The 14,934-nt window shown below is 64.3% G+C and carries 13 protein-coding genes and 1 pseudogene; 5 read left to right on the forward strand and 9 right to left on the reverse strand.

Annotated features, from left to right (window positions below):
- Positions 1-129 precede the first annotated feature (129 nt).
- From ACH196_RS27950 to ACH196_RS27965, 4 genes are all read left to right on the forward strand, one after another.
- On the forward strand, positions 130-1,347 hold the full coding sequence (locus ACH196_RS27950; RefSeq protein WP_396650119.1) for a urate hydroxylase PuuD: 1,218 nt from the start codon (positions 130-132) through the stop codon (positions 1,345-1,347).
- Positions 1,344-2,657 (forward strand): guanine deaminase, encoded by a 1,314-nt coding sequence (guaD, locus tag ACH196_RS27955; RefSeq protein ID WP_396650120.1) that lies wholly within the window; start codon positions 1,344-1,346, stop codon positions 2,655-2,657. Before ACH196_RS27950 ends, guaD begins: the two co-directional genes overlap by 4 nt.
- A 137-nt stretch (positions 2,658-2,794) precedes the next feature.
- On the forward strand, positions 2,795-3,295 hold the full coding sequence (locus tag ACH196_RS27960) for a heme-degrading domain-containing protein (RefSeq protein ID WP_396650121.1): 501 nt from the start codon (positions 2,795-2,797) through the stop codon (positions 3,293-3,295).
- A gap of 39 nt (positions 3,296-3,334) precedes the next feature.
- Positions 3,335-4,600, forward strand: a complete 1,266-nt coding sequence (locus ACH196_RS27965) for a glycerate kinase (RefSeq protein WP_396650122.1) — start codon at positions 3,335-3,337, stop codon at positions 4,598-4,600.
- A gap of 2 nt (positions 4,601-4,602) precedes the next feature.
- On the opposite strand, the gene ACH196_RS27970 is transcribed toward ACH196_RS27965, so the two are convergent.
- The 4 genes from ACH196_RS27970 to ACH196_RS27985 form a co-directional block, all read right to left on the reverse strand.
- Complete coding sequence (locus tag ACH196_RS27970; RefSeq protein ID WP_396650123.1) at positions 4,603-6,090, reverse strand: UdgX family uracil-DNA binding protein; 1,488 nt, start codon at positions 6,088-6,090, stop codon at positions 4,603-4,605.
- The gene (locus ACH196_RS27975; RefSeq protein ID WP_396650124.1) at positions 6,087-7,325 is read right to left on the reverse strand and encodes a putative DNA modification/repair radical SAM protein; all 1,239 of its coding nucleotides are present in this window, start codon (positions 7,323-7,325) and stop codon (positions 6,087-6,089) included. The genes ACH196_RS27970 and ACH196_RS27975 overlap by 4 nt, the downstream gene beginning before the upstream one ends.
- An 87-nt stretch (positions 7,326-7,412) precedes the next feature.
- Complete coding sequence (locus ACH196_RS27980; protein ID WP_396650125.1) at positions 7,413-8,798, reverse strand: glutamine synthetase family protein; 1,386 nt, start codon at positions 8,796-8,798, stop codon at positions 7,413-7,415.
- A gap of 28 nt (positions 8,799-8,826) precedes the next feature.
- Complete coding sequence (locus ACH196_RS27985) at positions 8,827-10,203, reverse strand: aspartate aminotransferase family protein (RefSeq protein ID WP_396650126.1); 1,377 nt, start codon at positions 10,201-10,203, stop codon at positions 8,827-8,829.
- Between the two features lie 154 nt (positions 10,204-10,357).
- Between ACH196_RS27985 and ACH196_RS27990 the strand changes: the two genes are divergently transcribed.
- On the forward strand, positions 10,358-10,810 hold the full coding sequence (locus tag ACH196_RS27990) for a hypothetical protein (protein WP_396650127.1): 453 nt from the start codon (positions 10,358-10,360) through the stop codon (positions 10,808-10,810).
- Between the two features lie 3 nt (positions 10,811-10,813).
- Here the strand turns inward: ACH196_RS27990 and ACH196_RS27995 are convergent, their stop codons facing one another.
- The 5 genes and pseudogenes from ACH196_RS27995 to ACH196_RS28015 form a co-directional block, all read right to left on the reverse strand.
- Entirely contained in the window at positions 10,814-11,788 is a 975-nt protein-coding gene (locus ACH196_RS27995) for a WD40 repeat domain-containing protein (RefSeq protein ID WP_396650128.1), read from the reverse strand.
- The gene (gene imm45 / locus ACH196_RS28000; protein ID WP_396650133.1) at positions 11,788-12,135 is read right to left on the reverse strand and encodes an Imm45 family immunity protein; all 348 of its coding nucleotides are present in this window, start codon (positions 12,133-12,135) and stop codon (positions 11,788-11,790) included. Before imm45 ends, ACH196_RS27995 begins: the two co-directional genes overlap by 1 nt.
- Before the next feature lie 28 nt (positions 12,136-12,163).
- On the reverse strand, positions 12,164-13,213 hold the full coding sequence (locus ACH196_RS28005) for a CobW family GTP-binding protein (protein WP_396650129.1): 1,050 nt from the start codon (positions 13,211-13,213) through the stop codon (positions 12,164-12,166).
- Between the two features lie 351 nt (positions 13,214-13,564).
- Entirely contained in the window at positions 13,565-14,530 is a 966-nt protein-coding gene (locus ACH196_RS28010; RefSeq protein WP_396650130.1) for a hypothetical protein, read from the reverse strand.
- Between the two features lie 114 nt (positions 14,531-14,644).
- Positions 14,645-14,934, reverse strand: a pseudogene (locus tag ACH196_RS28015) (hypothetical protein); the annotation flags it as partial.

Consider the following 14,934-nt stretch of genomic DNA (forward strand, 5'->3'; position numbering starts at 1 on the left):
GGCGCCGGACGGTCACGCCCGGTCCCGTCATCATTATTTTCCAGAATTTTTTGAAAGTCATCGTGCATCTCAACTCTTTCGCGATAGGCTCGATGCCGCGACAATCGGATGGGCGATTGAGGTTCTGGGATGTTGGATTTCGCGATCTTCTGGGAGTGGCTGAGCTTTGCCGCGCGATGGCTGCACGTCATCACGGGCATCGCCTGGATCGGCTCGTCCTTCTATTTCGTGGCGCTGGACCTCGGTCTAAGGCAGCGCCCCGGGCTGCCCGCCGGCGCGCATGGCGAGGAATGGCAGGTCCATGGCGGCGGCTTCTACCACATCCAGAAATACCTGGTGGCGCCGGCGGAGATGCCGGAGCATCTGACCTGGTTCAAATGGGAATCCTACGCGACCTGGATGTCGGGCTTCGCCATGCTTGCCATCGTCTACTACGCCGGCGCCGACCTGTTCCTGATCGACCGCAATGTGCTCGACGTATCGGCGCCGGTGGCGATCCTGATCTCACTGGTCTCGATCATCGCTGGCTGGATCGTCTACGACCAGCTTTGCCGGCTGTTCTACGGCAAGAGCGACACGATCCTGATGCTCCTGCTCTATTGCATCCTCGTGTTCCTCTCCTGGGGGCTGACGCATCTGTTCACCGGCCGCGCCGCCTTCCTGCATCTCGGCGCGATCACCGCGACGATCATGTCGTGCAACGTCTTCATGGTCATCATCCCCAACCAGAAGATCGTGGTGGCCGACCTGATCGCCGGGCGCAAGCCGGACGCCAAATACGGCAAGATCGCCAAGACGCGCTCGCTGCACAACAACTACCTGACGCTGCCGGTGCTGTTCCTGATGCTGTCGAACCACTATCCGCTGGCGTTTGCTACCCAGTTCAACTGGATCATCGCCTCGCTGGTGTTCATCATCGGCGTGCTGATCCGGCATTATTTCAACACGGTTCATGCGCGAAAGGGCAACCCGCACTGGACATGGCTGGCGGCGACGATCCTGTTCGTCATCATCATCTGGCTGTCGACCGTGCCGAAGGTGCTGACGGGTGAGGAGAAGGTTGCCGCAGGCACGGAAACGTTGATCGCCTCGACGCATTTCTCGGCGGTGCGCGATACCGTGATGGGGCGCTGCGCCATGTGCCATGCGGCGGAGCCGTCGTATGAAGGCATCTACCATGCGCCGAAGGATGTGGTGCTGGAGACCGACGACACCATCGCCGAGCACGCCAGGGAGATCTATCTGCAGGCGGGCCGCAGCCATGCCATGCCGCCCGGCAATGTCACGCAGATCACGCCGGAGGAACGCGCGCTGCTGGTGGCGTGGTACGAGGAGGCGCGCAAGTGACCTCTACCCTGCTCCGGGGCAGAACCCTCTCGTTCGTCCGTTTTCCCGAAACCATCGATGATCTCGCCGCCTGCCGTTATGAAGAGGGCGGCGGCCTGCTGATCGAGGACGGGCGCATCGTCGCTTCGGGTCCGTTCACCGACGTAAAGGATAAGGCGGGCGAGGGTGTCAAAATCGTCGACCACCGGCCGAATCTGATCCTGCCAGGCTTCATCGACTGCCATGTCCACATGCCGCAGATGCAGGTCATCGCCTCCTACGGCGCGGAGCTGCTGGACTGGCTGAACACCTACACGTTTCCGGAGGAAACAAAGTTCCGCGACGCCCAGCACGGCCGCCGTATCGCGAGGCTGTTCCTCGACGAGATGCTGCGGCAGGGAACGACGACGGTCGCTGCATACTGCTCGGTGCACAAGGCGTCCGCCGAAGCCTTTTTCGCCGAATCGCACGACCGCAACATGCTGAACATCGCCGGCAAGGTGATGATGGACCGCAACGCGCCGGAGGGGGTGCTGGATACGCCGCAGTCGGGTTATGACGACACCAAGGCGCTGATCGCCGAGTGGCATGGAAAAGGCCGGCAGCATTATGCGGTGACGCCGCGCTTCGCTATCACGTCGTCGCCCGAGCAGATGGAGATGGCTCAAGCGCTGATGCGCGAGCATCCCGACCTGCATATGCAGACGCATCTTTCGGAAAACCATGCCGAGATCGCCTTCACGCAGGCACTCTATCCCTGGTCGAAGGACTATACGGACGTCTATGAACGCTACGGGCTGCTGGGACCCAAAAGCCTGTTCGGCCATTGTATCCATCTGTCGGAGCGCGAGGCGGACGCGATGTCTGCCAGCGGTTCCGTCGCCGTTTTCTGCCCGACCTCCAACCTGTTCCTCGGCTCCGGCCTGTTCGACTACCAGCGGTTCCGCAAGCGCCAAAACCCGCTGCGGATCGCGGCGGCGACCGATGTCGGCGGCGGCACAAACTATTCGATGCTGCGCACCATGGACGAAGCCTACAAGGTGATTGCGCTCAACGGCGAAAAGCTCAATCCGCTGGCCTCGTTCTGGCAGATCACGCGGGGCAACGCCGAGGCGCTGTCGCTGGCGGACAGGATCGGTACGCTGGAGCCAGGCACCGATGCCGACCTCACGGTTCTGGACGCCCGCGTTACGCCGGGCATGCGGCTGAGGATGGAGACGGTCGGCACGCTGGCGGAAGAACTTTTTCTCCTGCAGACGCTGGGCGACGACAGGACCGTCGTCGAGACCTACGTCGCCGGAAAACCGTTGAAGAGTGTCTTGCCCGCCTAGCTTTGAATGCGGATGGCATTTCCGGTGGCCAACCGGCGTTGCGGCAGCCAGAGAAGGCAATGACGGACAGGCCGCTTCTATCCGGGCGGATCTTGCTCTAAACCGGCGCTCGACTCGCCAGCAATGCGGAGCGCATGATGAACGCCAGCACCGACGACATCGCCAAAATAACCGCGCAGGAGGCCGCGCTCGTCTTCTCCACCTTCGACGAGGCCACGGCCTTCGCCATCGGCTCGGCGCTCCGCGACAGGGCGCTGGCGGAAAAGCTGCCGATCGTCGTCGACATCCAGTTGTGGGACCGGCCGCTGTTCTACGCTGCGCTGCCGGGCTCGACGGCCAGCAACACCAACTGGGCGCGGCGCAAGCGAAACGTGGTGCGCATCTACCAGAAGAGCACCTATCGGATGGTGCATGAGAAGGCGCGGCCGGATCGCATCTTTCCACCCGCAGACGGGCTTGATCCGGCAGATCACGTGCTTGCCGGCGGCGGGTTTCCGATTACGGTCAATGGCGTCGGCGTCATCGGGGTGATCGCCGTGTCCGGCCTGCCGGAGCGGCAGGACCATGCGGTGATCGTGGAAGTGCTTTGCGCTCATCTTGGCCTCGAGCACGCCGCCCTTGCCTTGCCCGCCGCCTGATTTTCGCGGCCAGCTTTTTCACCGAGGGTATTTTTAGATATGCCTTTTGAGTCGCGCGATTTCCTGACTTCGATCTTCAAGGCGGCAGTGGCCGCCGCCGATCCCGAACTGACCATGCGCAAGCATCTGCCGAAGAAACCGAAGGGCCGCCTGGTGGTCGTCGGTGCGGGCAAGGGCTCGGCGCAGATGGCCGCCGCCTTCGAGCGCGCCTGGGACGGGCCGCTGACCGGCGTGATGGTCACCCGCTACGGCTATGCGGTAAAATGCAAGCGCATTGAGGTGCTGGAGGCCGCGCACCCGGTTCCGGACGAGGCTGGGCTGGCGGCATCGAAACGGCTGCTGTCGGCGGTTTCCGGCCTGACGGAAGACGATCTGGTGGTGGCGCTGGTGTCGGGCGGAGGCTCGGCGCTGCTGCCGTCGCCGCCGCAGGGGCTGACGCTGGCCGACGAGATCGCGGTCAACGAGGCGCTGCTGGCCTCGGGCGCGCCGATCTCGGCGATGAACACGGTGCGCAAGCATGTGTCGACCATCAAGGGCGGGCGGCTGGCCGCCGCCGCCTGGCCGGCGCGGGTCGTGTCGCTGGTGGTTTCCGACATTCCGGGCGACAATCCGGCGCTGGTCGCCTCCGGGCCGACCGTGCCGGACGCCGCGACGCGCGCCGACGCGCTGAGGATCGTGGAGACTTATCGCATGAAGCTGCCGGAGGCCGTGACGGCGCATCTCGCGTCGGGAGCCGCCGATGCGCCGCGCCCGGACGATCCGCGCTTCAAGGCCAACGAGGTGCATGTCATCGCCTCGGCGGCCGTGTCGCTGGACGCCGCCGCGGAAGAGGCGCGGCGGCTCGGCATGGAGGCCGTCATCCTCTCCGATTCCATCGAGGGCGAGGCGCGCGATGTCGGCTCCATGCACGCGGCGATCGCCCGCGAGGTGGCATTGCGCGGCCGGCCCTTCGCCCGGCCGATCCTTATGCTGTCAGGCGGCGAGACCACCGTCACGCTCCGCTCCAAGGGCGGCAAGGGCGGACGCAACAGCGAGTTTTTGCTGTCCTTCGCCATCGGCGTCGACGGGTTCGAGGGCATCCACGCGCTCGCAGCCGACACGGACGGCATCGACGGCTCGGAGAACAATGCTGGCGCCTTCGCCGACGGTCTTAGCGTGGCGCGGATGCGGGCAGCCGGGGTGGATGCCAAGGCGATGCTTGCCGGCAACAACGCCTGGACGGCGTTCAATGCCGCCGACGACCTGTTCGTGCCCGGCCCGACGGGAACGAACGTCAACGATTTGAGGGCGATCCTGGTGCGGTAGCGTCACGCCGCCATCAACTCCCTCACTGCCCGCATATCCGCCCGGAACCGGTCGCGTTCAGCCTCCTTCTCGTCGTTCTCGCGAATGCGCAGGATAAAGGACGGGTGGATGGTCAGAAACACTTTCAACCCGTCCTCGCGCTCGACCACCTTGCCGCGCATTTTGGTGATCGGCACGGGTTTGCCCAGCAGCGACTGGGCGGCTGTGGCGCCGAGCGCCACGACGAGGTCGGGTTTCACCAGCGCCAGTTCCTTGTCCAGCCACCAGCGGCAGGCCTGGATTTCGCCGGCATTGGGTTTCGAGTGGATGCGGCGCTTTCCGCGCGGCTCGAACTTGAAGTGCTTTACCGCATTGGTGACATAGACCTTTTGGCGGTCGATTTCGGCTTCTTCGAGGATGGCGTCGAAAACCTTGCCGGCCGGGCCGACGAAGGGTTTTCCCGCCAGATCCTCCTGGTCGCCCGGTTGCTCGCCGACAAAGATCACCTTGCCATCCTCAGGCCCCTCGCCAAAAACCGTCTGCGTGGCGTCGCGCCACAATGGGCAGCGGCGGCAGGCGTTCGCGGCCGTGCGCAGTTCGGGAATGGAGGTGGCATCCGCCCCGTCGTCCGGCGCTGCCGGCATGTTGCGGGCCGGCCAGTGCTTCGCCTGGATTTTTGCGTGATGCGGGGCAGGGACCGTCGGCATTTTTTCGATCATCTCCCTGGCCGAAGTCTCGGCGCCGGCGATGAGGGTCGGGATAAGCTCGGCCTCGGGCAGGTTGTGCCAGTATTTCTTGGGCATCTCGGCCTGCATCGCCTTCACCTTCAACCGCGCCGGATTGAAGATGTTCCGGAAATAGGTCAGCCAAAGCTCCTCCGCCGCGTCCTCGGCTGGCGCATCCTGCCGCGATGCGCCCGGTCCGATCAGCAGCCTCTCGCCGTCCCAGGAGGCGGAGGCGTGCGGCGTCAGAATCGTCCAGCGCATGCCGGTGAAGCGGCGCACGAAGAAGGCCGCATTGCGCTCGAGGATAAAATGGTCGGGCTCGAACCAGGCGACATAGCGCGCCTCCGGCTCCTCGCCGACCTGCCGGAACCGCACGAAGGCATGCATCTTGTGCATGTCGCGGCGCACGGCCTTTTCCATCGCCTCGAACCGGCGCACGTCGACGTCCGAGGCTATGCCGAGCAGATTGCGGTCGGCCTGCAATCGCCACAGCAGGCGGTAGAGGAAGCCGAAACGTTGCGGGTTGGAATGGCAGATCACGGTTTCCGAGCGTTCGATGAAGTCGCGCGGGACGTTGAGCGTGGCGCCATTGGGGACAGCCGGTAGTTCGCCGCCACGCGCGCCGAGCAGGTCGGCGACGGCCTCGCCGACCGTCCAGACGACGCGGTCGGGCGCGATGCCATTCAGCGCGAGCGCCCGCGCCGCATTGCGCCATCCGGCGAAATCGATCTCGCTGGCGAGCCGCACGCCAAAACTTGCCCGCTCGGAGTGCAGCGCCGCCGTCATGCGAACAACTCCATCTGCCTGGCCGGAGGAACGAGTTTCTGCCGCAGCGCCGGCCGGTCGATCAGCCCGCCCGGCGACCAGCCTTCGGCGACCACGAAGGGCCGCACTTTGGCGATGGATGCGCAGAGCCGCCCGACATCCTCCAGCCGCAGGCGGCGGAATCTTCGCGTCGAGAGAATGCGGTCGACCGCTTTCGTGCCGAGACCGGGGACGCGCAGCAGCGCCTCACGGTCGGCGCGGTTGACGTCCACCGGAAACCGCCCGCGATGCCGCAGCGCCCAGGCGAGTTTCGGGTCGATCTCCAGATCGAGCATGCCGTCCTGCCGGCCTTCCAGAATCTCCGGCTGGGAGAAACCGTAAAACCGCATCAGCCAGTCGGCCTGGTAGAGCCGGTGCTCGCGCATCAGCGGTGGTTTTTTCAGGGGCAGGGCGGAGGAAGCGTCCGGGATCGGGCTGAAGGCGGAATAATAGACGCGGCGCAAATGGTAGCTGCCGTAGAGTTTTGCGCTGGTGTGCAGGATGCCGTCGTCGGAAGTGGTGTCTGCGCCGACGATCATCTGCGTCGACTGGCCGCCCGGTGCGAAACGTTCGCGCTTTTTCGTGCGCAGCGTCGGCTCGCGTTTCTCCTCGATCTTGCTGCGCAGTTTCGCCATCGACAGCCGGATGGTTTCCGGCTTCTTCTCCGGCGCCAGTCTTTTTACGCCTTCGTCGGTGGGCAGTTCGACATTGATCGACAGGCGGTCGGCGAAGCAGCCGGCCTGCTCGATCAGCTCCGGCGCGCATTCCGGAATGGTTTTCAGGTGAATATAGCCGCCGAATTTTTCATCGATGCGCAGGCGTCGGGCGACCTCGACCATTTCGGCCATCGTCTCGTCCGGCGAGCAGATGACGCCGGAGGACAGGAACAGGCCCTCGATGTAGTTGCGCTTGTAGAAATCTATGGTGAGCCGCACCACCTCGCCGATGCTGAAACGGGCGCGGCGGACATTGGATGACGAACGGTTGATGCAATAGCTGCAGTCGTAGATGCAGAAATTGGTGAGCAGGATTTTGAGCAACGAGATGCAGCGGCCGTCCGGCGCGTAGGAATGGCAGATGCCCATGCCCTCAGTCGAGCCGATGCCTTTCGTCTTCAGCGAATCGCGTTGCGTGGCGCCCGACGAGGCGCAGGAGGCGTCGTATTTCGCCGCATCGGACAGGATCGCCAGTTTTTCGCGTGTGGTGAGAACGACCATGTGTTCATGATATGTTCTCTTTAGCCTCGACGCCACATCAAAAGACATATCCGGCCGATTTTAACGGCCAACCCCTGACAGGCGGCGTCAGACCTCGTGCAGATAGAGGTGGTAGTCGAGTTCGCTCACGGTGCGGGCGACGCGCAGATATTCGGCGCGCTTGATTTCCGTGAAGGTGCGGTGGAGGTCCTCGCCGAGCGCCTTCTTGAGGAATTCCGACGCCGTTGCCGCCTCGATCGCCGAACGCCAGTCGGCGGGTGCGTCCGCCAGCTTCGGCGCGTTCTCGTAGCCGTTGCCGGTGGTTTCCGGTTCCGGATCCAGCTTTTCCTCGAGACCTTTGGCGATGCCGGCGAGCACGGTCGCGGCGACGAGATAGGGATTGGTGTCGACGCCGGCCGGGCGATGCTCGATGCGGCGGTTCTTTACGTCGCCCGCCGGGATGCGCAGCGCCACGGAGCGGTTGTTGACGCCCCATGTGGCGGCGAGCGGCGCGTAGGATTGCGCGACGAAACGGCGCCAGGAATTGGCGTGCGGCGCAAAGACCAGCATCGATTCCGGCATGGTGGCCGCCAGCCCGCCCAGCGCGTTGAGCATTTTGGGGCTCCACTCGCCCTCTGTGTCCTCCGCCAGCACGTTGCGGCCGGCGCCGTCCTGGAGGGATATGTGGAAATGCATGCCGGAGCCGGCGTATTTCTGGATCGGCTTGGCCATAAAGCAGGCGGTGACGCCGTGGCGGCGCGCCTGCATGCGCACCAGCCGTTTCAACTGCACGAGGTCGTCGGCGGCCTGCATGACGTCCTTGCGGTAGTTCAGCGTCAACTCGTACTGGCCGGGCGCATATTCCGAGATCAGCGTTTCGACGGGGATGTTCTGGGCCTGTGCGCCGGCGTAGATGTCGGAGAACAGCGGCTCCATGCCGTGCAGATGGTCGACCGAATAGACCTCCGTCTTGCCGCTTGCCCGCCCGTCGAGCACGGCGTCCGCCGGCTGGACGCGGCCCTCGGCGTCGCGCTCGTTCTTCAACAGGAAGAACTCCAGCTCGAAGGCTCCGGCCGGATGCAAGTCCTTTTGCGCGAAAAGCTCGATCTGCCGCGCGAGCGCGTGGCGCGGGTCGGAACTCATCGGCGTACCGTCGAGATGGTACATCGACATCAGCACCTGGGCGCGGGCGGGGCTGGTGCCGTGCAGCGGCACCAGCGTGCCGGGAATCGGCCAGGCGCGCAGGTCGCCGTCGCCGGAATCCCAGATCAGCCCGGTCTCGTGCACATCCTCGCCGGTGATGTCGAGGCCAAGGATGGAGATCGGCATGTGCCGGCCGCCCTGGTAGATGCTCATCAGTTCGTGACGGCGGATAATCTTTCCGCGGCCGATGCCGTTGACGTCCGACAGAACGATGTCGACCGCCTCGATCTCGGGGTGTTCGTCGAGGAACTTTTGTGCTTCCTCGATGGTCGAGCCGGACGGTGACGTCATGATATCCCTCTGTTCGCCGTCTTCTTTGTCACGCGGCCAGAACTTCGGCAATATCGGCGAAGGCGCCGGCCAGCCGGTCGACCTGCCGGCGCGTAGTCGCCGGCGAGATCAGCATCATGTTGTGGAAAGGGGCGATCAGCACGCCGCGATTGACCAGCGCGATATGGATGGCGGCCTCCAGCGCCGGCGCATGCGCCGCCTCGGCCTCGCCGCCATTTCTGAGCGGCCCCGGCGCGCAGATGAACTCGACGCGGGCGCCGACGCGGGCGACGTGCCAGGGGAGAGCGTGTTTTTCGATGCTTTGCTGGAGGCTGGATTGCAGGCGGGAGGCCAGTGTCTCCATATGGGCATAGTTCGCGTCGGTCATCACCTCTTCCAGCGTCGCGCGCATGGCGGCGAATTGCAGCGGGTTGGCCGACAGCGTCGTGCCGATGCCGGAATAGCCGGGTTCCTTGGTGGCGAGATAGTCGTCGTAGCGTTGCGCGGTTTCGGCAGAGAGGCCCCAGACGCTGGCCGGAACGCCGCCGGCGATCGGCTTGCCGAGCACGAAGATATCGGGCTTTAGTCCGTGTCGCCTTGTGTAGCCGCCGGGCGCCGTCGAAATCGTATGGGTCTCGTCGATCAGCAGCAGCGTGCCGGTGTCGCGCGTCAGCCGGCGAAGGTTTTCGTGGAAGCCGGTTTCGGGCGGCACCATGCAGCAATTGGTCAGCACGGGTTCGGTGATGACACAGGCGACGTCGAGGGCGGCAAGGGCCGATTCGAGTGCGGCAATATCGTTGAATTCGACGATCTTGGTGTCTTCCGTCAGGTCGCGGAACTCGCCGGCCAGGCCCCGCTTGTTGGCCGGCCGGCCATGGTCGAGGCGCACAAAAGTCTCGTCCACGGCGCCGTGGTAACAGCCGTTGAAGACCAGCAGCTTGCGCCGGCCGGTCACCGCGCGGGCGGCGCGCAGCGCAAAACGGTTGGCGTCGCTGGCGGTGGTGGCGATCTGCCAGCGCGGCAGGCCGAATTTTTCCGTCAGCAGTCTTCCGACGGCGACGGCGTCCTCGGAGGGCAGCATGTAGGTCAGGCCGCGCGAGGCCTGGCGGCGGATGGCGCGAGCGACCGGCGGCGGCGAGTGGCCGAACATCGAGCCGGTGTCGCCGAGGCAGAAATCGGCGAGAATGTTGCCGTCGATGTCGATGATGGTGGCACCACGCGCCCTCTCGACCATGATCGGAAACGGCGTCGGCCAGTCGTTCATCCAGTGCATCGGCACGCCGCCGAGAAAGCCTGAGAGCCCGTCGCCGAAGGCGCGCGCCGATTTCGGCCGCGCCGCGCGGAATGTTTCCGCCTCGCGCTCGCGGAGACGGGCGATGCGCTCCGACGCGATGCCGCCGGAATTGCCGTTGTCAGTGCCTGCCATGATTTCCCCTCTTGCCGGCGCACTCTAGCCAATTGGCTAAGCGAGCGGCAATCGCCGCTGGCGCGTTGGCGGTGAGGCCAGCCCATCAGGCATCGGGCTTGACGGCGGCGGCCGGAGAACGCCTCAATGGCTCGAATTTCGGGGGAGGGTTTGCATGCGTTTCATTCTGTGCGCCGGCTTGCTGATGGCGGGCGCTGTTCCAGCCTTTGCCTCGGGCGGGCTTTCCTGCGAGGCCGAAGGCGGCTCGGCCAAGATTGCGGTCGAGAGCGGCGTGACGCGCGGCATGGGCAGCCCGGTGTTCAACTTTCGCGGCTCGGTGGTAATCTCGGAAAAATCCGTTGCCGAGGATCTGCGCACGACGGCCTTCACCGGCGAACATCTCGCCCAATATTGGCTCGACGGCGAGGAACTGCGCCTCGTGCTCTACCGGGAGCGGGAGGGCGACAAGCCGCATGGCTATGTCGAGATCACCGTGCTGACCAAGAGCCACGGCGACGAGGGCGGCTATGCCGGCACCTACGACCTGACCGCCTACGATGGCACGGGCGACGATCCGGAAGGCAAGACGGTCAAGCTTGAGGGAAAGATTGGCTGCTTCGTCGAGTAGGCCTCAAGCCGAAATGTCGATCACCCCGCAGTCGCCGGCGGCGCTGCCGAAGACGATGCGGCGTTCGGACTTGTCCCACATCAGCGCGGTGACGGCGCCCTTGCCGGGGCGGCGCAGCAGCACTTCCTTGGCGTCGGCGAAGCGCACCGCCATCACCATGCCGTCCTCGTAGCCGATCGCGGCGATGTCCTCGCTTGGGTGGCAGGCGACTGAGGTCACCATGGTGTTGCCGCGCGTGCCGAGCTCCAGCGGCGCCTTGCCCATCGGCCCGTCCTTGGCCTGGAACGGCCAGACGATCGCCGCCGGCGCGCCGGAGCTTGCCAGCCATTTTCCCTTGGCGCTCCACGACAGCGACTTCACCTTGGCGGGATAACCCGACATGCGCATGTGCTTGCCGTCGGCGAGCTTCCAGCCGTGCAGGGCATTTTCCTGCATGGTGGTGACCAAAAAGTTGCCGTCGGGCGAAAACGTGATGCCGGTATGGGCGCCGGCCCATTCGAGTTCTGTCGGTTTTCCGTCGGTGGCGGGGAAATGCAGCGTGGCGCCGTTGTAGCGGGCGACGCCGATTCGCAATCCCTTCGGTGCGAAGGCAAGGCCCTCGACCGAGCGCGGATGCGAAAATTCCTTCAGCTTGCCGTCCGGCAGTTTCACCCAGGCGCTGCGGCCCGCGCCATAGGCGAGCGCGCCCTGCGGGCCGGCGGCTACGCTGGTGATCCATTTGCGGCCGGCCTCGGCGACGATCTGCGCGGTGCCGTCCGCGCCTGTGGAAAAGACTTTTCCGTCCTCGCCGCCGGTGATCAGTTTTGTACCCGCCTGGTCGAGCGTGGCGCAGAGCAGGCCGTCATTGGCCTGCTCAGTCTTGTGGCCGTTGTCGAGGCGATGGATCGAGCCGTCGGCCAGCGCGAAATGCGGGATGTCGGCGAGGAAGACGGCAGCGACGCAATGGCCGTCGAGATCAAGGGGAGCGACTGTAGGCATCAGGTGGCCGCATCAATCCGATACTCTTGTCGTCTCATCACAAGAACCCCCTCCAATGTTATTCGCTCCAATTTTTCCGCGGACCCTTCATAGGCGAACCAGTCGCTCCAATTCTCGATCAGCCAAGAAACGTCGATGGAATTCCTGAACTGCAGTCCGCGGCTTTCTTTGGGAAGATAGGCCAATGTCACGCCCGCATCCCAGCCGGAGACGAACATCAACGACATGCCGCTGTCCTGGGGAGGTTCGCAGATCATCAGATCGAGCGGTTTCGACTTGTCGTCGTAGGAGTGATGCCCGTTCGGTAGACGAATAATATCGCCTCTCTCCAGAGTCTCACCTGCCATTTCAGCCAAGAACTTCACTCGTCGGCCTTTAAGCCTGGCACGCCTCAAAGCTCTTGCGCAGCCGTTCCTCGTCCAAATCGCGGCCGATGAAGACGAGGCGGCTCTCGTGTTTCTCGCCGTCCTTCCATGGGCGCTGGTGGTCGCCTTCCATGATCATGTGGACACCCTGGATGACGTAGCGATCCGGATCATCCTTGAAGGCGATGATGCCCTTGAGGCGCAGGATGTTGGGGCCGTCGTTCTGGGTAACCTTCTCGATCCACGGGAAGAATTTCCGGGAGTCCATCTCGCGGCCGCGCAGGGACACCGACTGCACCGTCACGTCGTGGATCGGCGACACAGCGCCATGATCGTGATCGTGGTGATGATGGTCATGATCATGGCCGTCGTGCTCGTGATGGTCATGGTCGCCGTGCTCGTGGGCGGCGTCGAGGAAATGCGGATCGTTGTCGAGCGCGCGCTTCAGGTCGAAGGCGCCGCGGTCGAGAACGTTGGTGAGGTCGACGCCGGCGCGGGTGGTGCGGTGGATTTTTGCCGCCGGGTTGATGGCGCGGATGGCGGCCTCCACGTCGTGGAGTTCCTCGGGCGTGACGAGGTCAGTCTTGTTGAGCACGACCACGTCGGCGAAGGCGATCTGGTCCTCGGCCTCGCGCGAATCCTTGAGCCGCAGCGGCAGATGTTTTGCATCGACCAGGGCGACGACGGCGTCGAGTTTGGTCCTCTTGCGCACGTCCTCGTCCATGAAGAAGGTCTGGGCGACGGGGACGGGATCGGCGAGGCCGGTGGTCTCCACCACGATGGCGTCGAAACGGCCGGGGCGGCGCATCAGGCCCTCGACGACGCGCACCAGATCGCCGCGCACCGTGCAGCAGACGCAGCCATTGTTCATCTCGTAGATCTCCTCGTCGGATTCCACGATCAGGTCGTTGTCGATGCCGATCTCGCCGAACTCGTTGACGATGACAGCGTAGCGCTTGCCGTGGTTTTCCGAGAGGATGCGGTTGAGCAGCGTCGTCTTGCCGGCGCCGAGGTAACCGGTCAGCACGGTCACGGGAATCTGGGTCTGTGCTTCGCTCATGATAGGCCCCGAAGGATTTTTGGTTTGGTGCATATAGGACTCCGCGCCGCGGATTGCACGCCTCAATCGGGTGATCGGCATGGGCCAGCCAGCCGGACGCCAGGCAGGTCTTTTCGGGCCGGCTTGCCCACGGGACGCACCGGCCGTGGCGGCCGGACCGGCGCAAGCGCCCGGGGACAGTTTACTTTTCCGCCCGCGCCAGCCTTGAAGCGGCTGCGCCCTTGTGCGGAAAAGTAAACTGTCCCCTGCACGCAGCCGTCTTCGCCGCCACACCCGGATTCTTTTCCGTGCAGCCATTAAATCATTGAGATACCTTGCTTTTCGAGACCTGCCGACTCGGCAGCGGCCGCGTCAGGATGTGTCGCGGCGCGGTGGCTCCAGCGCATAGAACGCCATTGCATTGGCATGCGCCAGAATCTCGTCGACCTCGCGGATGTTCTTGCGTTTCGGGGCATCCGGATCGAAGCGCGGCAATCTTCCGCCGGGCGGACGTCCGCGCCGGAGCGGCGAAAAGCGCCGGAACCGCACCGGGCCCGGCTTGCCCTGCGCGGCCGCAGCGTCGCGAGCCGCTTTGTCGCGTGCAAGGCCGGCGTCGTTGCGCGCCTTCCAGCGGGCGAAGCGTTGAGCCTGGCCGGAAAGATTGTCGAGTGCCCGGCCGAGCGCCTCCAGCCTGAGCGTCAGTTTTGCCGCATTCATTGGATCGTCATGCGACGGCGGCGGAGGCAGGGGGATGCGTGGCGTGTCGTCGTCGAGTGACCGGATGCGCGGCACGGCATGCGCCGGCACATATTTGCGGCGGATGCGGAACGGGTATTTCAGCGCATCAAGCAGCGAAAGGTTTGCTGTACGCGGGCGCGCGGCGCGCCGTTCGGCGGCCTTCCGCTCGGCTTCGTAGCGGGCAAAGTCTTCTCTCGACAGATTAACGGCAAGGCCGAGGCGGCGCATGGCGGCCACTGTGTCGGAAATTTTTGGCTTGAGCTTTCGCGGACGAAATGGCGGGAGCGTCACGACGATGCCTTGCGCCGCCGCGATGATCAGGCGACGTGCGGCGGATTCGGCCGGACGCAAGAGCAGCAGGATGGCGCGGTAGAGGTGGCGGGGGAGCGTAAGTGGCGGTGTAAGTGCCGGGGACAGTTTACTTTTTTCCGCCCACGCTTCGTTCTCAACTGCCGCGCCCTTCTGCGGAAAGAAAGTAAACTGTCCCCCAGCGCCTGGCCTGCCGAACCCCATCTCGGCCATGCCGACCAGCATCAGCAGGATATGCTTCAGCGCCTGCCGGTATCGCTCGATCGTCGCACTCGCGTCTCCAAACTCCACCGCCACCTCCTCCGGACAAGGCCGACATCCAATATGGAACATATGGGGAACATGCACAAGTAGCCTAAGAAAATAATCCTTGATGATGACGAAGTAGTCACCACAGTACACGACTCAAGCCGGGTATTGGCTCGAGAACGGTCTTTTGGGGGCTTTTTCGGCCCAAGCGTTTTTGGCTTCGATGGGTCGATTTGCGATCCAGTCCCTGAGGGCGTCGAGGCCGGTGCGGAACCATGATTTTGCGCGTCTGCCATGGCTTTTGCGGCGAATGGCCTTGATGCCCATGGAATGCGTGGCGCAGCGATAGGCCCATGTGATGGCGAGCATGATGATGACGATGAGGCTTGCCAGCTTTTCGGGATCGGTGATGTGGGTGTCTTCGATGTTGAGACCGCGGGTCTTGG

Origin of the sequence: Mesorhizobium sp. IMUNJ 23232, assembly GCF_044326205.1 — a bacterium.
Classification (GTDB): Bacteria; Pseudomonadota; Alphaproteobacteria; order Rhizobiales; family Rhizobiaceae; genus Kumtagia.